Source organism: Colwellia sp. BRX8-4 (assembly GCF_014077345.1).
Classification (GTDB): Bacteria; Pseudomonadota; Gammaproteobacteria; order Enterobacterales; family Alteromonadaceae; genus Colwellia_A.
This window is the reverse complement of the sequence record NZ_JACGVS010000006.1, coordinates 93,279-115,989: the sequence shown is the minus strand read 5'-3', so window position 1 is coordinate 115,989 and position 22,711 is coordinate 93,279. Positions and strand designations below refer to the sequence as shown.

Below are 22,711 nucleotides of genomic sequence, written 5' to 3'. Positions count from 1 at the left end.
CGTACACAACACTCTTTTTAGATGATCATTTTTATTTTAGGTAATTAAAGTATATATCGCACTAATCGACATTTAGACCACCTAAAGTAGATGCGCTTACATTCAGATATAACAACATAACAAACAACAATAACATTTAAAGACAAAAACTTAAACTTTCCACTACGGTAAAGTCTAACGAAGAAATAGCCTACTGCTCTAGTGGCTTTCGCATAAAAAATAGTACGATAATTATTAGGTTATGTGTGACAGCGTACAGATATATCTTTACGTAAAGTACAAGGTAGTATTTAGAGCTTAGCGTTATAAAATTTTATTCATTAATGGAATGGACAAGACCATAAAAGTTTTACTTCAGTAAAAGAAGTAGCACCCTTTAAAACAGGTAAAACAACAAGTTAATGCTTTGCCAGCCACCAATAAAACCCTTATCATTTAATAGAGGAAAACGTTATGTATAAACATATTTTATTTGCCACAGAACTTCATGATTCAAAAAACTATATTGAAGATAAAGTCGCTCAATTACAACAGTTCACCGACGCTAAACTCAGTATTATTCATGTGGTAGAACCGATACCTAATTATGGTGGAGCACTCGGTGTTGTTCCGAGTCCAGACCCAGTTGGCAGTTTTGGTAATACAGAAAAACTAAAAGAACAAGCCAAAGAGATACTTCAACCATTAGCTAAAAGGCTAAATATCACCGAACAACACTTGTGTATATCGGTCGGATATATTAGCGAAGAAATATTGGCTTTCGCAGAACACGAAAATGTCGATTTAATTATAACCGGTAGCCATGGCGTACATGGTTTACGCTTATTATTAGGCTCTACCGCAAATGCCATTTTACACGGCGCAAAATGTGATGTATTGGCAGTGCGTTATAAAGAGCAATAAGCATTGATTTAAGCAATAAATATATTGCTTTGAATATTATGATGGTAACGAACCTGCTGTGAACGAGCCAATCAATTAAGTCGGTAATTAATATAATATCGTTAATTATCTATCGGTTGCAGCAAGACTTACCTTTCCATAATAGGTTTTTATCGAGGGTCGTATCACTAATTTATCCTGTCTTATCAAATCGACCTATCATGATAAATTATTTGACTCGAGTCTCATTTGTAATAAACACCCTACTGATTGTTATATAACTATACATGTTACCAGCCCTTTATTTTGGCTGCCACATTATGTTTTCGTCCATGTATGCTAGGGTATATTAACTACGTTTATCATAATGCGTATACCAATCAGATAAATACTTTTAATGGAGATAACGACAATGGCCAACTCTATACAACGTTTAAAGCAACTTGAAATTAATGGTGAAATTTGCCACTACCACAGTTTTGATGGTTTAGCGGATAAGTATGACCTTTCACGTTTGCCTTTTGCCGCTAAAATCCTTTTAGAAAACTTATTACGACATGCAGATAGTGATTTTGTCCAACAAGGGGATATTGAAACCTTAGCCAATTGGGATGTAGACAACTGGCAGGATACTGAAATTGCCTTTGTACCTGCTCGCGTAATTTTGCAAGACTTTACTGGGGTACCCGCCGTAGTTGATTTAGCGGCTATGCGAGATGCGATAGTCAAAATGGGTGGAAAAGCCGAAAAAATAAACCCATTAAATCCAGTCGAATTGGTCATCGACCATTCAGTTATGGTCGATGTGTTTGGTCAAGCTGATGCGATGGAAAAAAACACCGCAATTGAGTTTCAGCGTAATCGCGAACGTTATCAGTTTTTACGTTGGGGTCAGCAAAGTTTTGATAATTTTAAAGTGGTACCACCGGGCCGTGGTATTGTACATCAGGTAAATCTCGAATATTTAGCCCGCGTAGTATTCAAAAAGCCCGACGAGAATAATTTACTTTACCCTGATACCTTGGTTGGCACCGATTCACATACCACCATGATTAATGGCTTAGGTGTGTTAGGTTGGGGAGTCGGCGGTATCGAAGCTGAAGCGGCGATGCTGGGACAACCCGTGACCATGTTAATACCTGAGATTGTTGGTTTTGAATTAACGGGGAAATTACCTGCAGGAACTACAGCGACTGACTTAGTCTTAACGGTAACAGAACAATTACGTGCTGCAGGTGTGGTAGGTAAGTTTGTCGAGTTCTTTGGTTCTGGGGTGAATGAGCTGACCTTGGCCGACCGAGCGACCATAGCCAATATGGCGCCAGAATATGGGGCAACGTGTGGAATTTTCCCCATCGATCATCAAACTACCGATTATCTGCAATTAACCGGGCGTGACAGTGACCACATTGAACGCGTAGAGTCCTATTTAAAAACGATGGATATGTGGGGAACGCAATCTCAACAGCATGCTGTTTATCATAGCCGATTATCATTAAAACTAGATGAAGTAGTGCCTTCTATTGCTGGTCCTAAACGTCCTCAAGACAGAATTTCACTTGACCGTGCCGGTCTGGCGTATCGTGACTGGTTAGCTTTACAACACGGTATAAAACAAGCAGTCTCGAGCGATAGTGAAAGTGGCTTTGAAAGTGAAGGCGGACAACCTTCGGTACTATTACCTGCTAGTAATGAAGATTCAGGCGTTCCCTGTCAGTATGCTGATGAAGACTTTGTATTAAAACACGGATCCGTCGTTATAGCGGCAATTACCAGTTGCACTAACACCTCAAATCCATCGGTATTAATTGCCGCTGGACTATTAGCCAGAAATGCCCGGCTGCGAGGATTAACGGTTAAACCTTGGGTAAAAACCAGTTTTGCACCTGGTTCACAAGTGGTCACTGATTATCTGCTTAAATCTGGCTTAAATGAAGATTTAGATGCCCTTGGTTTTCAGTTAGTCGGATACGGTTGTACTACCTGTATTGGTAACTCCGGCCCTTTACCTACCGAAATTAGCGACGCTATTCATCAAGGTGATTTATCTGTTACCTCTGTTTTATCAGGTAACCGTAACTTTGAAGGTCGTATTCACCCAGAAGTCCAAGCTAATTATTTAGCCTCTCCTCCTTTGGTCGTTGCTTATGCTTTAGCAGGTAATATGAAGATAGATATTACCACGGGCTCACTAGGTGATGACCCTACAGGTAAACCGGTTTATTTACATGACATCTGGCCAGATAGTCAGGAAATTAAACAAGTTATCGAAAAAGTTATCGACAGTTCAATGTTTATTTCCCGATATGAAGATGTTTATAGCGGTAATAAAGACTGGCAAGCGCTGGATATAGTACAAAGCCAAAAATATGATTGGCCAGCTTCTACCTACGTTAAATTGCCACCATTTTTTAATAATATTAGCGCAAAAATACCAACTATTAACCCAATTAAAAATGCTCGATGTTTATTAAAACTGGGTGATAGTGTCACTACTGACCATATATCTCCTGCCGGTTCGATTGCGCTAGATAGCCCCGCGGCTGAGTATTTAAAAAGTGAAGGCGTCTCACCCAAAGACTTTAATTCTTATGGCTCTAGACGCGGTAATCATGAAGTGATGATGCGCGGTACTTTTGCCAATGTTCGTTTACGAAATTTATTAGCACCCGGCACTGAGGGCTGTTGGACGACACTGATGCCATCGGGTGAAAAAATGAGTGTTTTTGATGCGGCGATGCAATATCAACAACAAAACATTGCTTCGATTGTTTTAGCTGGAAAAGAGTATGGTACGGGCAGTTCTCGTGATTGGGCCGCCAAAGGGCCAGCTTTATTGGGCGTTAAAGCGGTTATTGCACAGAGTTACGAACGTATTCATCGCTCTAATTTAGTCGGCATGGGGATATTACCATTGCAATTTATGCCAGATGATAATGCCGAGTCACTAAAACTAACAGGTGAAGAGCAATTCAGTATTCCTGCCGTGAGTATTGGGCAGAAAACGGTGACAGTATCTGTTAAAAATGAAGAGGGTAATGAACGTTCCTTTGAAGTAAAAATTCGTATTGATACACCCAACGAATTCAAATACTACCAACATGGTGGCATATTACATTATGTGCTACGAAATTTAGCGTCGACAGACTAATGTTGTTACCCTTCTTAATTAATTTTGAAGGGTAAATTTTTTAGCATAATGTATAAACAGGTCATATTGTTGACCTGTTTATTATTCATTGTTGTAGAGGTTAACATTCAACTGTAGATTTTAAATGTAAATGCCTGAACCCTAGTCAATATTAACGATACTAATGGCCTATTCCTTAACAGGAATACCTTCGAGTAGTTCTATAATACTGGGGTTGTTGTTTATATAGGCTAAATTAATGAGGTATTTTTTTTCAAGATCTTGCATGGATTGATTTGCTAGTAAGTTTTTTATTAATAACGCTTCGCCATTTCCTATTGCGGTTTTCAAAGCAGAGAAGTTCACGGTAGCGTGTTTATTTTGATTCGTATGATGAGATCCCATGATAACACTCCGTTAATTATTCTTTATGATAGTCACCGCTACTCCTAGCATCTAACGATGCAAATTAGGAGTACCAGTAAAGCAGTTTTTATATGTAGACTTATTCGTATTGATGCTATTTAAAATATCAATGTAGCGCTTACTTTTCGATGATATTTTTTGGGGGGTTGGCATTGTGTAAATATTTAAATAAGTCACTGTTAGTCGACAGTACTAATGTCGTATCTTCGCCAATAGCAAGCTCATAGGCTTGCAAGGTTCGTGTAAAAGCATAAAATTCAATAGATTCTTGGCTTTGGCTATGTGCGGTAGAATAAATTCCAGCGGCTTTAGCATCGGCTTTACCGCGAATTTCTACAACTTGACGATAAGCTTCTGATTGAATTTTATTTAAATCACGTTCGCGGTTGCCTAATATTCTAGCTGCCTCACCTTTGCCTTCAGATAAGAACCTTTCGGCAATTTGGCGACGTTCACTGATCATGCGCTCATAAATTTTAGGTCGTACACTTTCATTATAATTAATGCGCTTAAAACGAATATCTAATAGTTCAATACCAAACACCTTAACCTTTTCTGCCGCGGCGTTAAATATGTCTTGTTCGACAAGTTTCCTACCTTTATGGATAGGCACTAAACTGCCCATATCTAATGCTTTTTCTGCATCAGTTAACAATGGGTCACGCAGAGGTTGACGGCCTTTCGTGGTCCGAATAATTTCAATTAGCTTATGTGTTGCTACCGCATTTCGTGTCTCACTACCAAAAATATCATCTAATCTCGACTGCGCACTACGCTCATCACCCAGACGTAAAAAATACGGCAATGGGTCGGTTATTTGCCAGCGGGCATATAAGCTAACAGAAATATATAACTTGTCCTTTGTCGGCATATCTGAAGGTGTACCTTCCCATTCCAATACACGTTTATCAATCGAGTTAACCTGTTGTATATAAGGTAATTTAAACTTAATACCTGCATCAACAACCGGCTCCCCCACGGGACGACCAAATTGGGTAATAATGACTTGTTCGACTTCATTTACGGTGTAAAAGGCGCCATAAAGTAAGGTAATAATAACGAATAGCAAAATACTCGTGAATAAGCTTAAATAACGTTTCATGGTTTTCTCCCTTCAATAGATGTTAAATTTAGCAAAGGCAAAACATCTACTGTGCCACTATCGATGATAATTTTGTTGCTTATGGTTGGCATTACTTTTTGCATGGTCTCCACGTAAATGCGTCTGCGCGTTACCTCTGGCGCCAATTTAAACTGGTCATATAGTGCATTAAAACGTAATACATCACCTTCTGCTTCATTAATTCGTTTTATTCTATAGCCATCTGCTTCGCGAATACGTTGATCTCGCTCGCCTTCTGCCAATGGGATAATACGATTGTAATCTCGGCGCGCTTCATTAATCAGCTTTTCCTTTTCTTGTTGAGCCTGATTTACCTCATTAAATGACGCTTGAACGGGCTTTGGCGGATTAATATTCTTTAATTGAACTTGGTCGATACTAATGCCCATTACATATTTAGTTGCCAAAGCCTGCATTTTTTTAAGTGCTTCAACTTCAATTTCTTGGCGGCCAATAGTGATCACTTCGTCAACGGTTCTATCACCTACCACTTCACGCATCACTGATTCAGAAACATAGCGTAACGTACCTGCTGGATCACGTACTTCAAATAAGTAATTTTTGGGATCAGCAATTCGATACTGAATAACCCATTCCACCAGTGCAGTGTTCAAATCCCCCGTCACCATTTGCGTTTCACCCACTTGATTACTTACTACGGCTAAGTCACGCTCACGAGCACTACGGCCTATATTGTTTAAAGAATCATTGAACGAGTTGTTTATGGAGATATTTTGGTCAGGGTCTTTAGCACCAGGCGTTGAAAAGCCAAACTCTTGCTTCAACTGCCGCTTTGTTGGCACTATGTTCACTTGCTCTATACCTAAAGGTAATTTGAAATGTAAACCCGCGGGGAAAATAGCTTCAAACTTACCAAATCTCAGTACAACGGCTACAGAATCGCTAGGAACTGTGTATACCGCGGTATAAATACCACCAGTGAGCAATATAACTGCAAGGATAATCCATCCAGGTTTTTTGCCACTACTCGTTGGCAGTAATTCTTGATACTTTTGAAAAAATTTACCGACTACTTTGCTTAGATCAGGTAGCTCTGATTTGGGCTTTTTAGCGTTGTTATTATCTGGCGTCATAGGCTCCTCTCTTTATTAACTAACCTTCGAAAAATAGGTTTTAACTTTATAATTAATGACTGCCCCATCCTATCAAACTGTAAAATATAGCTTTAATTAAATAAATCGTATTATATTATTTGTTTTTGGATAGACACACTTTGTAATTTCCTAGTCAGGATCATCAGAAAATTCTACGATAAATAATATTAGTTTTCTGTTCGATACCACACGTAGTCGTCATAAATCATTTCAGTTAATACAGCCTGTGATAGATAGAACATCATCACAAATATTGAATTTTGATTGAAGTTGAGTGTCGAAATAAGGTTTTCACAGCTTGGATTTATGAGATAACTTTCCATTGAATCTGAAAAAATTCAAATGGTGATTTTTTTTTATAAGTGCTTACGTTAACCCTTGATGTGGCCAGTAGTAGATAATTACTGACGCACTTGTGCAGGTAAGGTCTCTATTTAAAAGGAGGGCTAAAGCGGTGGGACAGTAATTTCTGTTTGACGAATCTCAACCAGCGGACAAACACTGGCTACTTTATCGTGATATACCTCAATCTGGTGATCAGCTGGAACATCCAACATCATCAGCACTTCGCCATTACTAATTGCAGTTTCGCATGCAACCTTCTCCTGATCACTTAAACCAGCGCCTACCATACCTGAGACCCAAGCACCAAAACTCGCACCCGCAACGGTAAAACCTAAAATAGCGGCACCACCAAGGGCTAAACCCGTAGCCGGAAGGGTTATAACCGCCAGACCTGCCAATAATCCAGTAGTTCCACCAGCAATAACACCCCGTTTGATCGCTGGGTACAAGTCTGAATCATCCAATGCATCCGCTTTGGGGAGTTCGCTTAAATCGATTTTATCGTTTGCTATTAGATGCATTTGACTGTCGTTAATGCCATCAGCACGAAACAAGTTTACCAATTCACATGTAACCTTAACATCGGGGGCTAGAAAATAAATACGTTTCATTTGTTGCTCCTGTGTGCAGCCACACTGGCTAAAAACCTTATAATGTTAACAGGCAATGAACTGCAGTATTTGATTAAAACAAGAAGGAAAATTTTAATAATTCCTCTATCGATAAAGTGCATGTTTATCCATAAGTCATCATAAATTGATATCCACAAAGCGTCTGTGCGTTGCCACACATTATTTAATGAAGTGATCTAAAGTCATAAATTGCATTGCTTAACCTATGATAAACAACGTCAAAATTTACTCTCTGCTTATCAATGAGATCTTAACTAACGACAAGCTGATTGATCTGTATCAACCTTGATTCAGATAAACTAGCGCTCTTTATCAACAGTAACTAGACTAAAAATCAATCGATTAGTAGAAGCTACTACCTCTACCTTTGCTTAGGTATCTGTTTAATTTATTCTGCTATTTAATGAATGACCCTTGATATGATTAGAAATTTTTATTTCATTTGTCATTATTAATGGGCAAGAATTGATTCTCTATTATCTTCATATAGCGCAGAGTGTTAACTAGCTGGCTAATAATTCAACCTAAAAATGATTAAGGAATAATAATGAAATACTTTCTATTGAGTTTACTTGTCGTTATGTCATTAACACTGTTCAGTTGTGATAACGGAATTGACTCACCAAGAGGATTTAGTCTACCTACAGGGAATATTGAAGCAGGTAAAATAGCTTTCTTAAAATATCAATGTTTAGCCTGCCACACACTCGATGGTGTTAAGGATGATAGTATTACAAAGCAGCAAACCCTTTCAATTTCCCTGGGTGGTAAAAAAACTAAAATAGTCACTTATGCTGAATTGGTTACCTCTATTATTAATCCATCCCATAAATTTTCAAATTTACATTCACCACAGTTTAGAACACCTCAGGGTGAATCAAAGATGAAAGTCTTTAATGATGTAATGACTGTGACTGAACTCATTGATTTAGTATCCTTTTTACAACCTAACTATTCATTAAAACCTTATCAACAAACCAGATATCAATATTATCCACATTAAAAGGTATGGGAGTTAACATGAACATTAAATTTTTTGGAGCCACTAGAGAAGTCACTGGCTCTTGCTATTTGGTACAGGGTAATAACAAAAATATACTGATTGAATGTGGTATGTTTCAAGGTTCTCATCACCATGAAAAACACAACCATGACCCCTTCCCTTTTGATGTTAGTGAGTTAGATGCTGTGGTGATCACTCATGCACACCTTGATCACTCGGGTCGATTACCCATGTTAATCGACTCCGGCTATATACACGAAAAAGAAGCGATGGATATACTAGATAAAGAATTAAAACACCTGCATCAGGCTAATGTAACCCAAGCAAGTTATAAGTAAAATATTATAATCTAAGAGGGGGTGGCAATTTGCATGGTCATTGACCAAGACATTATTATAAGGAAGGGAATTGGTTAATATCTTTGTTAATTGGTTTGTCGACGATACTGATAAAACTAGGGTCAAACAAAACAGCGTTTGTCTTTGCCTAGTCGCAGATAAAAAATTTTAGCTTAGGGCTTTTTTATGGCTACCATCACACATTGGCTGAGATGCCGTTTGTTTACAGCCACAAAAAAATACTTTTTTTGACTCTGTTGCGGTATATCTTAATGGTGAGAATTCTGAGCCTTTATGAGAGCCATCACAAAAGGGTTGTTTTTGGCTTTCCCCACAAGAACACCAAGAATATTTTTTACCTTCTTCAACGTCGACTGCAAAAGGTGTGTCAGATGCTCGTACTGGTGTAGACATAGTAATCTCCATTAATTGATATATAGCGCCCGATAAATAGGCAAGTAACTGATATTTAAAGTAAGCGATAAAGCCATAAAAGCCAACTGTTATTTATCCCAGTTGAACTTTAATTATCTGTTGAGTAAAAAAATCATAAGAAAACTGCACTAAAGTCCAAGGTCAATAAAGGGATTTTAAAATTTTATCCTCTGACATTTGAAGAATAACTATGCCAAGTGAAGTAACAATAATAAAGTTAACCCAAAAGACTAAAGCCATTAAAAACAAGGCTGCTTAAGGAATAGCGTTCAATGAGAAGGTGGATTAAAAAAACCTGCGCTGATTAATAAGAGAGACGTTAAGCAAATAATTCAATTGGAAATACTAATTTTGACGCTTTAAATACCAACAGCTTGTTTAACTTTTTCTTTGTAACTTCGACTCACTTTTAATTCTTTGCCATTACTCATCACTAAGTAATATTCGCCATTAAGTTGGCTACAAAACTTATCTACATAATTTTTATTAACTATGGTTGAGCGATGACTGCGCACAAATTGCTTTGGGTCTAATATTTCTTCAAGCTGCTTCATGGTTTTACGTAATATATGTGTAGCACTATGGGTATGAACACACATATAGTCTCCCGCAGCGTCAATCCATAAAATGTCTTTAACTGGTACTCTACTCACTTCGCCTGCATCTTTTATAGCCAAGATATCAGAGTAAGAGGATAAACTTACCGGTTGATTATTTGCGAGCTCAGCTAAAATTTTATCACAATCATTACCGGTAACATCACTAACTAGCTGAATAAGTTTAGATTTATGAGCAGCATTTTCTGAGCTGATCAGGCTCTGCCTAACCTTGTCCATAGATTCGGCTAGGCGATTTTCATCAGCAGGCTTTAACAGATAGTCTTGTGCGTGAACTTCAAAGGCTTGTAAGGCATATTGATCAAAGGCGGTGACAAAAATAACAATGGGTAGTTTTAATCCTCTTTCAATAATAGCTTGCACGACTTCAAAACCATTTAGGCCTGGCATTTGAATATCAAGAAACATTAAATCAGGTTCATAGGCTCGCACAGCTTCAAGTGCTTCACGACCATTATGGCATTGCGCAATAATATCAACGTCTTTATGATCCGCTAATCTTACGGCAAGGCCTTTCCTTGCTAAAGGTTCATCATCAACTATGATTGTTGACAGAAGCTTTGTCATGTATTTATCTCTAGTTCATAGGGCATTCTAATGCTCACTTTAACACCTTTTGGCGTATTATTGGCAACAACTAAAGAAAAATCACTACCGTACAATGCGGCTAATCTTTCTCGGCTATTTGCGAGGCCAACACCATTCTCACGATAAAGATTACCATTTTTAATTTCAGCGCCAGGACCATCATCGGCAAGTTCTAATAATAAGTCATTGGCAAAGCGGGTCACCGTAACTTTAATGGTACCGCCACTCTCTTGAGAAGCAATAGCATACTTAATAGAGTTTTCAGCAATAGGTTGTAATATCATACTGGGTACTAAGGCATTTTTACAATCATCCGCTGCGATAAACTCTACACATAATCGGTCTTCAAATCTAACTTTTTCTATATCTAGGTAAAGTTTTAGTGCATGCAACTCACTATTTAAGGTGACTTTTTTCATCGGATCTTTATCAAGAGAATAACGAAGAAACTCACTTAATTTAGTCACCATACCATTGGCTATTTTATTTTCATTAACCAAAATAAGGGTAGAGATTGCATTAAGAGTATTAAACAAAAAATGAGGGTTGAGCTGATAACGCAGCATTTTAAGCTGAGCCTGGTGAGCGACGCTGTTAGCCTCTAAAACATTTTGTTTTTCTTTTTGCAGCATTTGATAATATTTTGTACCAAAGTATAAACCACTCCAGCTCAAAATAATAAAAAATGAATAAACACTGTTAGTGGTGTAGTACAGCCAAAAATCAGGGCGATAACCGTGCTTGTATATTTCCCAATGGTTAATGTTTTTAACAACTTGCCAAAGAACGCCAACCAAATAAGAGGCGACTATGACCACAACGGCTATTTTTGCCGGACTAAAATTCCAAACTCTACGATATAGGTAGCGCAAAGGCACAGTGAACAGCCAACCCGCATAAGCATTGAGAAAAATTATCACGACAAAAATATCACGAGGATCATGTAATAATGATCCTAAATAATGCACTAAAGCAAATCCAAACCAACTTGTGCTATGCACTAACCAAAAAAGTCGGTTCTTATTTTCTAATAATTCTTTCCAATTCACGCAGTATAACCAATAAAAAATCTTATAATAATTATGAAGTAGCTTTGCCATTCACGCATTACCATTGACCGTAGCATTTCAGCGACTCAACTCATTTGTATTCAATATAAATACAAAGCTTTAAAGCGCTATCATTTTACCTAAACGTTGCCCGCCGACTAAGTGCATGTGGATGTGATAAACCTCTTGGCCGCCATGATCATTACAATTAATAATAAGGCGGTAGCCATTTTCAGCAATGCCCTCTTCTTTGGCTATTTTTTTAGCGACAGTGATCATGCGCCCTAGAGTGAGCTCGTCATCGTCAGTAACATCATTAACCGTCGGAATTAATTTATTTGGAATAATGAGGACATGGGTACTCGCTTGTGGTGTTATGTCTCTAAATGCTGTCACGAGTTCATCTTGATAGAGTAAAGGTGTTGGTATTTCTTGTCTGATTATTTTTGAAAAAATAGTTTCTTCTGCCATGATATGCTCCGTTGTGTCTGTTAGTTTACTTCTGGTGTCCACTTATTATAGTGTATCGCGTTATCAACTGAACGTCTCGGCAACCACCCTGCACTTTCTAATTCAGGTTTGTCTTTGAAATGTGTGACATAACCAACGCATAAATAAGCAATGATTTCAATTTTTGTGGGAATATTCAAAGCATCTCTAAGCTTGTCGTCTTCGATAATACTTACCCAGCCAACGCCTAAATTTTCTGCTCTTGCGGCAAGCCATAAGTTTTGTACAGCGCAAACCGCGCTGTATAAATCCATTTCAGCTTTGATCGTTTTTCCTAAGACAACTGGGCCATTTCTTTCTCTATCACATGTGACACATATACCTATCGGCGCTTCCAAAATACCTTCAAGTTTTAACTTTTGATAGCTTTGTTGTTTATCATCTGTAAACATTTTTTCAGAGACCGAATTTGCTTGCTCAAATCCATGCTTAATTTTTTGTTTTGTTTCTTTATCATTAATAACAATAAAGTCCCACGGCTGCATGAAACCAACACTGGGAGCATGATGAGCGGCGGTTAATACTCGCTTTAAAACATCTTCTGGGATGGGTTTGTTAATAAAATCGCTTCTAACATCTCGACGTGAAAAGATAGTTTTATAAACCGCGTCTCTTTCTTTTTCAGAAATATGCATTTGAATAATTTTTGCTTGAGGTAAATGAAATAAATAACAATGTCGCATAAAAAAGGTCTAGGTTAATAATTAACCTAGACCTAATCATATATTTAAAAGCTCATCGTTAGCTTTTTTTAAACACTCGTCGAGTAAAGCCAAAGGTTAATAGAGCGAATAAACTGATAAAGCCTAAACCAGCGCCTTCTCTTTCTATTTTTTCCTCAACCGCTGAACAGTCATCTATCTCACCCGCTAACGGTCTCAATGTAACAGCACGAACAACATCTTCTAAAAGCTGCTCGCCAGTATCTAAATCAAACATCAATTCACCTTTTGCGTCACGGCGAGGTGCTTTAACAAGTGCTGAAGCAGATATTTCATTTTTATCGTTAATGTCTCGCGCTTCGATAATTGTGTACTGTGAGTCACAAGTTAAAAAGTCATTGAGATCGGTAAAGGTCTTACTGGCAATCTCATACATAAAAGCATGTCTACGACGAGGAGACTGCTGATCGTTATGTGTTTCAACTTCACCTTCACCAACAATAATACCATTTTCGTTAATAGCACGTGCAGTACTTGATGAGCCCTTGAAAAAGTCATCAGGCATTATCATTTGCATACCACTATCAAAATCATTGGTATCTACATGAAAGAATTTTGTACGCGTATTACCATTAACCACAGTTTTAGTATGGCCGATAGCAATACCAGCATTATTAATACCGTAAGTACGAGAATCAAAAAACTTACTATGATCATCAGTAAAGTCTTTCACTTGACCATTTTTATAAACTACCGCATATAAATTTCGACGTTCACTTCTGCTTGGTTCGGTTTCGTTCTCATCCACCCAACCATGAGCAAAACCAACAGCAACACCATCATTATTAATAGCCTGTGCGTAGTTAAGAAATTCTCTTGTATCATCAACATTTGGTGTAACTAAATGCCCTAAAGTCTCAGTCTTTGTCACCCCTTCTAAACTTAGCGTCCATTTTATTGCTTCAGTGTTATACATACTCGACACTGCATTTTGAATACAAATTTCGAACGGAGCATTTGCTAAAATAGCAGGGTCTGCACAGCCACCCGTTTCATCAAAAATAAAATCAAGCGCTTCTTGATCGATACTCGTACTGGCATAACCGACAGCAAATAAAGATTCACTCATGTCTAAAATTGCAGAATCACCGCCTAAGCGAAGATTCTCGGCAACATCGTCACCTTCAGTCGGTGGCTTTAATTCAATAATGGTATTGCCTGCATCAGGAGAATAAAAGGCTCTTGAGGTAAAATCACGAACCCAATAGACAACAGGGTTATTATCAGTGCCCGTAAATGGCAATGCAGTATATGGAGCTGAGCCGTTACCATAAATCCAGCCATCATTAGTAATACCGTTTACATAATCAACCGTTGAACGCGTCAATGTTGTGGTATCTGGGAAATATTGGTCAAATACAGCAAAGCTTTCAGTATCACCCGCTTTACCTGTTAAGTTACGCATAGCCAAGATATTACCAATTTTTTGATAAAACCTAGCTGAGCTACTGCTGTTTTGACTAGTCAAATACAGGACAGCCCAAGCTAAATCATTAGCGGTTGGATTGCCTAACCTTAAGTCGTTTTCGTTTTCAATATCGACTAAGCCATCAACATCTTCATATTGTAAATTGGCAAATCTAACAATACTATCAAAATCATTAGTATCAAAGTACTGAAATTGAACGGGAAAATTATAAATATCTGAGCCAGAAATAGCCATTTGATTTTGGTTGTTTTCTTGCTGAGCATAACTATATTTAACTATATCAATGCCACCTTTATCGATAACTTCATATTTAGCTGCCTGTGCCATTGATAAACTTAACGCACTGCTAATTCCTAAAACTAATACAGATTTTACAAATTTGTTCATATACTACTTAACTCTCATTTCTTGTTATAATTCATCTAGCTCTTGCCATCTTGCGAAAGCGATTTCGAGTTTTGACTCACTTTCTTCAAGCTGGTTCAATATATTTTTTGTTTTATCACTATCTTGAGCAAAAAAGTTAGCGTCGTTGACTTGTTCTTGCAATGAATTTATTAATGCTTCAAGTTCATCGACCTGTCCAGGTAGCGCTTCTAATTCACGATTATCTTTGAACGATAATTTTTTTTTAGTAGGCACATTAACTGCAGATTTACTCTCACTCACTGAATTAACAGGGGCTTTTATACCTTCAGCTAACTGCTTACGCTGTTCAGCTTTGTATGCTAAATAACTATCAACATCATCATAACCGCCAACAATATTTGTTATTTCACCACTCCCATCAAAGTAAAGACAACTATTTACACAATTATTAACAAAATCGCGATCATGGCTTACTAAAATAACGGTTCCTGCATAATTTGCAACGACTTCTTCTAATAATTCTAAAGTTTCTATATCTAGATCGTTAGTTGGCTCATCGAGAATAAGTAAGTTGCTGGGTCTTAAAAATAGACGTGCTAATAACAAGCGATTTTTTTCACCACCTGAAAGCGCACGTACCGGAGTTCTAGCACGTTTAGGGCTGAATAAGAAATCTTGCAAATATCCCAATACATGGCGTGTTACCCCATTAACAGTGACTTCTTGCTTACCTTCGGCAACGGTGTCCTGAACGGTCATACTCAAGTCTAAAGCATCGCGATGTTGATCAAAATAAGCCACATCTAAATTAACACCAACACGCATCTTTCCTGAGGTGGGTTGTTGTTGTTCCATGATTAATTTGATTAACGTTGACTTACCCGTGCCGTTGGCACCAATAAGGGCTAAACGGTCGCCTCGCGTTATAAGTAAATCTAAACCATTAAAAATGGTTTTATCACCAAACGCCATATGCAAGTTTTCACACTCAAAGACTAACTTACCTGAGCGATCACCGGTTGATATATTAATATCGCCCTGCTTCTTAACTTCACGTCGTTCTTGGCGTTCGACTCGTAACTTTTCAAGTGAACGAACTCTGCCTTCGTTACGAGTTCTGCGAGCCTTAACCCCTTGTCTTATCCATACTTCTTCTTCAGCTAGACGCTTATCAAAAAGCGCATTTTGTGTGGACTCAACTTCTAAGTCGTGAGCTTTTTGTTCGATATAAAGATCATAGTTACCAGGATAGCTAACAAGCTGACCACGGTCTAAGTCTAAAATACGGGTCCCTAAACCACGAATAAATGCTCTATCATGACTAATAAATATGATAGTGCCTTTAAAGTCTTTTAGAAATTGCTCTAACCACAACACACTACTAATATCTAAATGGTTAGTAGGCTCATCAAGTAATAGTACGTCAGGCTCGCTGACTAATGCTTTCGCTAATGCCAGTTTACGTAACCAACCACCAGAGAGATCGCAAATCATTTTGTCTGCTTCTAACGCTAGCGTGGTTAATACTTTATCGATACGTTGTTCATCTTGCCAAGCATTTGCTTGGTCAAGTTGTTGTTGAACGTTCGATAATTTATTAAGATTCTTCTCTGAAGGGTCTTCACCAATAATATGAATTATATGGTGATATTGCTTAATCAATTCTGCATTTTCAGCAACACCTTGAGCAACATAATCAAAAACGCTCATTTCAGATGACTCAGGTGGATCTTGCTCTAACATCGCTAACTTAATGTTGCTCGACATCAAGATCTGACCATCGTCTAGGTTCTGTTTACCCATCAACACTTTCATTAATGAAGACTTACCTGCGCCATTTTTACCGACTAAACAGACGCGTTCGCCCGTTTTTACCGTTAAGTCTGTCTTATCTAAAATACTGTCTTCACCGAAGGCTAATTCGCCTTGAGCTATTCGGATTAATTCCATGGTTTATATCAACTCTACTACTTGTGATTGTTCGAAAGGCCAGAATAATAATGTGTTATCACTCAAGCGCTCTAATACGGGAATATGAACACCGTATAAATTTACTAAATTATTTTCACTACTGGTGTCATCATCAATAATATCAACCACCTTAATTTGGTGATCGGGTATTATATCAACAATTAACTCTGCAGCTTGCTCACAAAGGTGGCAACCGGCACTACTATATAAGTGAAATAAAACACTCATTATGCCGTAACTTTTTTACGGGTAATTAACCAACTGTTATGGATATGCTTATTACGCTGAAAATCTTTATCGCGGGTTAACTCTGAAATTGACTTCACCTCAAAATTTAAAGCAGCGACAGCGTCAAAGTCCATTTTGAAGTTTCGCTTATTATTAGTGAAAATAAGCTCACCGTTTTCAGCAACACATTTCATTGCATCAGTAATTAACGCCACGTGATCGCTTTGCACATCAAAACTGTCTTCCATGCGCTTAGAATTTGAGAACGTTGGCGGATCAACAAAAACAACATCATAAGTGCCCCTATGCTCTTTTAACCAAGTTAAACAATCGGCTTGTACAAATTGGTATTTATGACCTGACAATTTATTCAAGGCAAAGTTTTCTTGTGCCCAGTTCAAGTAAGTATTCGACATATCAACAGTAGTAATACTTGTTGCGCCATGCAGTGCGGCTTGCAATGAAACAGAACCGGTATATGCAAATAAATTAAGCAATGATTTGTTTTTAGCTTTCTGTGCAACAATTTGCCTGGTTTTACGGTGATCTAAAAATAAGCCTGTATCAAGGTAGTCCCATAAATTAATTTTTAATTTTGCACCATGTTCGTTGATAATCATCGACTGTTTACTTTGATCAACACGTTGATATTGGTCACTGCCCTTTTGCTTGGCACGGGTTTTTAATATCACCTTATCGGTAGGAACACCGAGTACCTTAGGAGCAAAATAGATAACTTCTTGCAAACGTTTTGCTACTTTACTTTCTTCGATAATTTTAGGTGCTGAATACTCTTGAATAACCAAATACTCACCATAAACATCAACCGCGACATTATATTCTGGAATATCTGCATCGTATAAACGATAACATTCAATATTTTCTTTTTTCAGCCAGCTTTTTAAATTTTTCTTATTTTTTAATAAGCGATTACCAAAATCCGAATCTTTATCTTCGAATTCTGCATCATTGTTTTGCCCTGAAGCTTGTTTTTCATCGACGTTATAAAGAGCAAGTTGACAATCTAATGGACCATTCTTAAATTTATAGCGTTTGTGGCTTGCTAGCTTCATCATCGAAAGCAATTCAACATTCGCTGTTAAAATAGCAATACGCCAGTCCACAAATTGTGCTTTTAGTTTTCGACCTAATAAAACAAAATTTTCAACAAGTTCTGGTAATTCACCAATACGCTCCCCATAAGGAGGGTTAAGTAAAAAAGTACCATTGTGGCCAAAACCATTATTTAAATTATTGATATCTTTACATGAAAATTCAATAAACTTTTGTACACCGGCATTACGAGCATTTACTTGTGCGGTATTTATTACTCGGCTATCAATATCAATACCAAAAACTTTCGCTTTTAATTCTTCAAGACCAAGATGTGATTTTTGTTTAGCTTGAGTTAATTGTGCTTGCCACGGGTATAATTGATGACCAAGCCAACAATCAAATCCCCATTTTACTCTGTCGATACCCGGCGCGTAACCTGCGGCCATCATTATAGCTTCAATTAAAATCGTGCCAGAACCACACATAGGATCAACAAGCGGTTTAGTGGTATCATCTAACCAGCCTGAACGAGTAATAATAGCCGCCGCTAGATGCTCTTTTAATGGCGCAGCACCCGAGTGCTCGCGATAGCCACGCTTAAATAAACTACGACCAGAGAAATCAAGATAAATAACAACCTTTTCTCTTAACAAACGCGCTTGAAAACTGATGTCTGGCGTACTTTTGTCAACAGAAGGTCTATCCATACCTTGATCACGAAAATGATCAACTAGCGCATCTTTAATCGTAAGCGCACCAAACTGGGTATTTCTGATTTCATCACTTGACCCGACAAAGTCGATAGCAAAGGTATGGTTACTCGAAAATTGTTCAGACCAATTAACACTTTGCGCGGTTGCAAAAAGTTTATCTTTATTTTCAGCATCACCTTCAGCAAGTTTTAATAAAATTCGTGTTGATAAGCGACAATAGAGACAGATTTTATAGGCCTCTTCAATTGTTGCCGTAAAATATACGCCTTCAGGCTTTTGCACGACTTGTGATGCTTTTAAATCTTTTAGCTCTTGAGCTAATAAAATTTCTATACCAGGAGATGTTAATGCTAAAAATTGCTGCATGAGTGTTTTCCAGACCGATTTATGCCCGCAATTATAAACAAAGACGCTAACTACTTATATAGAGACGTGCATAAAACACCAATATTCACTGATATATATTTTAAAATATTTTTAATAACCGTATTAACAGACCTTAAAGGTCACAAAACCACCATTTAGACTACAATTAGGGCAATTAACTGCCTTTTTTTAATAGATGTAAAAATGTTAAAGAAACGCCTTGCAATGTGATGTAACTATCCTTAAGATACGCATCGCTTTCAAGGGCTGAGGCTTTTGAAATGCATTCGTTAATGACAAGAATTAAAACAGTTATGGCTTGTTTATGTGTAACCTTTAATGGGAATACTTAAACCATTCGGACGCGGGATGGAGCAGTCTGGTAGCTCGTCGGGCTCATAACCCGAAGGTCGTCAGTTCAAATCTGGCTCCCGCAACCAACTTACGCTTAAGTATAAAAAGCAGGTCGTCAGTTCCCTTTCAATCAGATATGGGCTCCGACAATCAACTTTAACTCAAGTATAAAGAGTTAATTCTTAAGTTTGAATTAAAACAACTTGGCTTTCCTAAGAAGTTATTAGGACATTCGGACGCGGGATGGAGCAGTCTGGTAGCTCGTCGGGCTCATAACCCGAAGGTCGTCAGTTCAAATCTGGCTCCCGCAACCAACTTACGCTTAAGTATAAAAAGCAGGTCGTCAGTTCCCTCTCGAAAGATATGGGCTCTCACAACCAACTTAAGATATAAGTATAAAATCAGATTCTTAAGTTTGAATTAAAACAACTTGGCTTTCCTAAGAAGGTATTAGGACATTCGGACGCGGGATGGAGCAGTCTGGTAGCTCGTCGGGCTCATAACCCGAAGGTCGTCAGTTCAAATCTGGCTCCCGCAACCAACTTAAGATATAAGTATAAAATCAGGTCGTCAGTTCCCTTTCAATTAGATATGGGCTCCCGCAACCAACTTACGCTTAAGTATAAAAAGCAGGTCGTCAGTTCCCTCTCGAAAGATATGGGCTCTCACAACAAACTTTAACTCAAGTATAAAGAGTGTCTGTACTGAAAGTCTTCACTTCCTTATTTAAAAACATTCTCCGATACAAAATCCATATTTCATTGTTAAATAATATTTAGTCGCTCTATAACTAAAATATTTTCTAATACATATTTATTTAGTACAAAAAAATCATCATATTAAATTTAACATTATTTGCTGTCTATCCTTTTAAAATTTAATGATATTCTTCATTATTCGCTTTAATTAGAGATAACCGCTAATAAGCTAACGTCTGGGATAAGTAACGAGCTCACCATACACATGAAGTGTACTCATCTTATTAAGCTTTCTTAGAAAATAAATTTTTACTGTTAACACAAACACCGTTTTCTTTAAGAGGTGACAAAGAAACTGATGGATCCCATATCCGCTGCCAAACACCTCCAAGCAGACTAAAATCAGGCCTAGCACTTACCTTTTCAGTATGACTCTTAACAATCCCCATGCTCGTTTGCTCGCCAACAATAAAGTTAAACACATAACTACACTCCACTCCCATACGTAAATCGGATAAAACAATATACTGCTCTGCTTGTTTTACTGAATAAAAGCCTTTCGTGAACCATTGTAATCGTTGCACATCCCATTCATCTTTGATATTAGTAAGCAGATAGTCTGACGAATGATATGCTTCTAGACTTACCTCAGATACTGAGTCAAACACAGAGACATAGCCCTCGTAATATTGACCATCAGACATAACCAATACCCGCCAAAGTAGCGTAGAAAAAGGCGCAGGTGTACTCAAATAATGATGTGTTTTTATCTGTCGATCGTTTAACGCTGTTGTGACTTTATCGTCTATGTAAAGCTTTGCCACCAAAGACCAACAGATATAAAGTGTGCTTATCGCCAATGCAAAATTATTGATTTTTAAAGCACTTGCCGGTTTAACTCTGGGCAGAAAAATAACAATAAACGCAAACAATAGCGGTAAGGTATACATGGGGTCAATGATAAACAAATTAGAGACCGCAAAGGGATATTCAGTAATAGGCCACAGCAATTGCGTACCGTAAACAGTGAAGCTGTCCAAAATCCCATGAGTAGACAAGCACAAAAATACCAACACAAACCAGTGTTTCTTATAAATGGCTGTAGCTTGATGACATTTGGTTATTAACCAGGCAATTAAAGGGCTAATGAGCAAATGTACTAATAACGAGTGGCTAAATCCTCGATGGTAGGTAAAAGCTTCAACATCACCGCTATAGGGTAAGAATACATCTAAGTCAGGCAATGTTCCTAAAACGGCACCATAAATAGCTGCTTTAGGACCAACTTTATTACCTAATACCGCATAGCCGACAGCGCCGCCCAAGACAGCTTGTGTTAATGAATCCATAATGACCTTGCCGATTTAACAATTATTATTCTAATACGCCTTTATCTACAATTCTAGATCAATTGAGACAGCAAATTTTCTTTGGTTTTTCATACTGTTTAAATGGTTAATAAACTATATTCATTCAGTTTACTGACAATTTTAACAAGAAGCTTGTTGTTCATAGAGCGTGACATGACATAAACTTTCTATGGCATTTAACTCATATAATATACTCATGACAGAGATAGAATAACTAAGGTAATGATTAACATCTTGTTCGACGATCAAAGTTTCATTATTCCAAGATAAAAAAACCGCAATTAAGCGGCTTATATTATGATGCTAGTAGACTTATTTTGCTCTCATATCTAATATTGGCATATTACTACTACCTAAAATTGTTGCTGGAAGCTTACCATCCCAGTTTTGAGCTTCTGTTAGCTTAACAATTAAAGGGTTGTTACCTAGTGCTTTAGCTTTAGCCGTAATCGCTTCAGCTTCAGCTAAGCCTTTAATTCGAATAGATTCAGCTTCTGCTATAGCAACGAGCTTAATACCATCTGCTTTTGCTTTTGCCGTATTTACGTCACGTTGCGCTTCTAAATTTTGACGTGCGAGTTTATGTTTCTCCGCATCAGCTAGATTTTTTTCTGTTTGCTTAGTCTCAATAGAGGTTAAGTACTTAGCCGGTAATTGAATGTTTTCAATTTGAATGTTATCAACAGTAACAGGAAAGTCTTTCATTTCTTCGATAAAGCTTGCTTCAATCGCTTGAATGGCACTTGCTCTATCTTGTATTAATTTTTCTGCATCATACTGTGGGATAACATCTTTTGTAGCAGATCTAAAACGAGGATCAAGAATTCTATTTTCAAATTGCTTTAAACCACCGTATTGGCGAAAAAGTTCTAGCGCAGCTGTCTTGTCTACCGTCCAGTTAACTGAAACAATAACAGTTACTGGCATTTGCTCTTTAGTACTTGATGCCATTTTTTCTTCATTTTTTCGTGTTCTGACTTCTATCTCTTCAACGCTATCAATAAAAGGCACTTTAAAGTGTAAACCAGGGTTAACCTGCTCTTTGGCTTCACTGAAGCGTTTGACAATGCCGATGTGCCCTTCATTGACGGTGTAAACAGAGCTGAAAAATAGGGTAACAGCAATCGCCACTGTTATTATTGATTTAGTTGGGATATTTAATTTTTCTATATTCACTTTTCTACCTCAGAGGCTTAATTAGGTGCCCATATTTAAAGACACATTCGTTAAATATTACAGCAT

The 22,711-nt window shown here is 37.6% G+C and carries 19 protein-coding genes and 3 tRNA genes; 7 read left to right on the top strand and 15 right to left on the bottom strand.

Translation table 11 applies throughout. The features are described 5' to 3' along the window. Positions 1-453: 453 nt before the first annotated feature. Positions 454-903, top strand: a complete 450-nt coding sequence (locus H4J56_RS07265; RefSeq protein ID WP_182173371.1) for a universal stress protein — start codon at positions 454-456, stop codon at positions 901-903. 391 nt (positions 904-1,294) lie between these two features. Continuing rightward, a complete protein-coding gene (gene acnA / locus H4J56_RS07260) occupies positions 1,295-4,033 on the top strand; it encodes an aconitate hydratase AcnA (RefSeq protein WP_182215247.1) in 2,739 nt (912 codons plus the stop codon). A 168-nt stretch (positions 4,034-4,201) separates the two neighbouring features. On the opposite strand, the gene H4J56_RS07255 is transcribed toward acnA, so the two are convergent. The 4 genes from H4J56_RS07255 to H4J56_RS07240 all read right to left on the bottom strand — a co-directional run bounded on the left by H4J56_RS07255 (position 4,202) and on the right by H4J56_RS07240 (position 7,584). Further along, positions 4,202-4,417, bottom strand: a complete 216-nt coding sequence (locus H4J56_RS07255) for a hypothetical protein (protein ID WP_182215249.1) — start codon at positions 4,415-4,417, stop codon at positions 4,202-4,204. A 139-nt stretch (positions 4,418-4,556) separates the two neighbouring features. Further along, on the bottom strand, positions 4,557-5,540 hold the full coding sequence (hflC, locus tag H4J56_RS07250) for a protease modulator HflC (protein WP_070373525.1): 984 nt from the start codon (positions 5,538-5,540) through the stop codon (positions 4,557-4,559). Next, the gene (gene hflK, locus H4J56_RS07245) at positions 5,537-6,655 is read right to left on the bottom strand and encodes an FtsH protease activity modulator HflK (protein ID WP_182259103.1); all 1,119 of its coding nucleotides are present in this window, start codon (positions 6,653-6,655) and stop codon (positions 5,537-5,539) included. The genes hflC and hflK overlap by 4 nt, the downstream gene beginning before the upstream one ends. 467 nt (positions 6,656-7,122) lie before the next feature. Further along, entirely contained in the window at positions 7,123-7,584 is a 462-nt protein-coding gene (locus H4J56_RS07240; protein ID WP_182259102.1) for a DUF1269 domain-containing protein, read from the bottom strand. 616 nt (positions 7,585-8,200) lie between these two features. Between H4J56_RS07240 and H4J56_RS07235 the strand changes: the two genes are divergently transcribed. Continuing rightward, on the top strand, positions 8,201-8,656 hold the full coding sequence (locus H4J56_RS07235; protein WP_182259101.1) for a cytochrome C: 456 nt from the start codon (positions 8,201-8,203) through the stop codon (positions 8,654-8,656). Between the two features lie 17 nt (positions 8,657-8,673). Next, on the top strand, positions 8,674-8,994 hold the full coding sequence (locus tag H4J56_RS07230; RefSeq protein ID WP_182259100.1) for an MBL fold metallo-hydrolase: 321 nt from the start codon (positions 8,674-8,676) through the stop codon (positions 8,992-8,994). A gap of 168 nt (positions 8,995-9,162) precedes the next feature. Here the strand turns inward: H4J56_RS07230 and H4J56_RS07225 are convergent, their stop codons facing one another. From H4J56_RS07225 to rlmKL, 9 genes are all read right to left on the bottom strand, one after another. Next, positions 9,163-9,408: a CDGSH iron-sulfur domain-containing protein gene (locus H4J56_RS07225; protein ID WP_182259099.1), complete on the bottom strand. Its 246-nt coding sequence runs from the start codon at positions 9,406-9,408 to the stop codon at positions 9,163-9,165. A 380-nt stretch (positions 9,409-9,788) separates the two neighbouring features. Further along, positions 9,789-10,613, bottom strand: a complete 825-nt coding sequence (locus H4J56_RS07220; protein WP_182250447.1) for a LytTR family DNA-binding domain-containing protein — start codon at positions 10,611-10,613, stop codon at positions 9,789-9,791. Then, positions 10,610-11,683 (bottom strand): sensor histidine kinase, encoded by a 1,074-nt coding sequence (locus H4J56_RS07215; protein WP_070376930.1) that lies wholly within the window; start codon positions 11,681-11,683, stop codon positions 10,610-10,612. Before H4J56_RS07215 ends, H4J56_RS07220 begins: the two co-directional genes overlap by 4 nt. A 120-nt stretch (positions 11,684-11,803) precedes the next feature. Further along, positions 11,804-12,154, bottom strand: a complete 351-nt coding sequence (hinT, locus tag H4J56_RS07210) for a purine nucleoside phosphoramidase (RefSeq protein ID WP_182215258.1) — start codon at positions 12,152-12,154, stop codon at positions 11,804-11,806. 20 nt (positions 12,155-12,174) lie between these two features. After that, positions 12,175-12,828 (bottom strand): 5,6-dimethylbenzimidazole synthase, encoded by a 654-nt coding sequence (gene bluB, locus H4J56_RS07205; protein WP_182215260.1) that lies wholly within the window; start codon positions 12,826-12,828, stop codon positions 12,175-12,177. Positions 12,829-12,934: 106 nt separating this feature from the next. Next, positions 12,935-14,731: a DUF3466 family protein gene (locus tag H4J56_RS07200; protein WP_182259098.1), complete on the bottom strand. Its 1,797-nt coding sequence runs from the start codon at positions 14,729-14,731 to the stop codon at positions 12,935-12,937. Between the two features lie 24 nt (positions 14,732-14,755). Next, positions 14,756-16,663 carry an ABC transporter ATP-binding protein gene (locus H4J56_RS07195; protein WP_182259097.1) on the bottom strand — a complete coding sequence of 636 codons (1,908 nt, stop codon included), beginning with the start codon at positions 16,661-16,663 and terminating at the stop codon, positions 14,756-14,758. Positions 16,664-16,666: 3 nt separating this feature from the next. Then, on the bottom strand, positions 16,667-16,912 hold the full coding sequence (locus tag H4J56_RS07190) for a glutaredoxin family protein (protein WP_182173404.1): 246 nt from the start codon (positions 16,910-16,912) through the stop codon (positions 16,667-16,669). Next, positions 16,912-19,047, bottom strand: coding sequence for a bifunctional 23S rRNA (guanine(2069)-N(7))-methyltransferase RlmK/23S rRNA (guanine(2445)-N(2))-methyltransferase RlmL (rlmKL, locus tag H4J56_RS07185; protein WP_182221907.1), 2,136 nt, complete (start codon positions 19,045-19,047; stop codon positions 16,912-16,914). Before rlmKL ends, H4J56_RS07190 begins: the two co-directional genes overlap by 1 nt. Positions 19,048-19,410: 363 nt before the next feature. Here rlmKL and H4J56_RS07180 point away from each other — a divergent pair. The 3 genes from H4J56_RS07180 to H4J56_RS07170 all read left to right on the top strand — a co-directional run bounded on the left by H4J56_RS07180 (position 19,411) and on the right by H4J56_RS07170 (position 19,942). Next, positions 19,411-19,487, top strand: a tRNA-Met gene (locus H4J56_RS07180). A gap of 151 nt (positions 19,488-19,638) precedes the next feature. Then, positions 19,639-19,715 (top strand) — tRNA-Met (locus H4J56_RS07175). A gap of 150 nt (positions 19,716-19,865) precedes the next feature. Then, positions 19,866-19,942 (top strand) — tRNA-Met (locus H4J56_RS07170). Positions 19,943-20,383: 441 nt separating this feature from the next. Here the strand turns inward: H4J56_RS07170 and H4J56_RS07165 are convergent. After that, positions 20,384-21,448: a metal-dependent hydrolase gene (locus H4J56_RS07165; protein ID WP_182259096.1), complete on the bottom strand. Its 1,065-nt coding sequence runs from the start codon at positions 21,446-21,448 to the stop codon at positions 20,384-20,386. Positions 21,449-21,781: 333 nt separating this feature from the next. Continuing rightward, positions 21,782-22,609: a prohibitin family protein gene (locus H4J56_RS07160; protein ID WP_395881227.1), complete on the bottom strand. Its 828-nt coding sequence runs from the start codon at positions 22,607-22,609 to the stop codon at positions 21,782-21,784. Between the last annotated feature and the right edge of the window lie 102 nt (positions 22,610-22,711).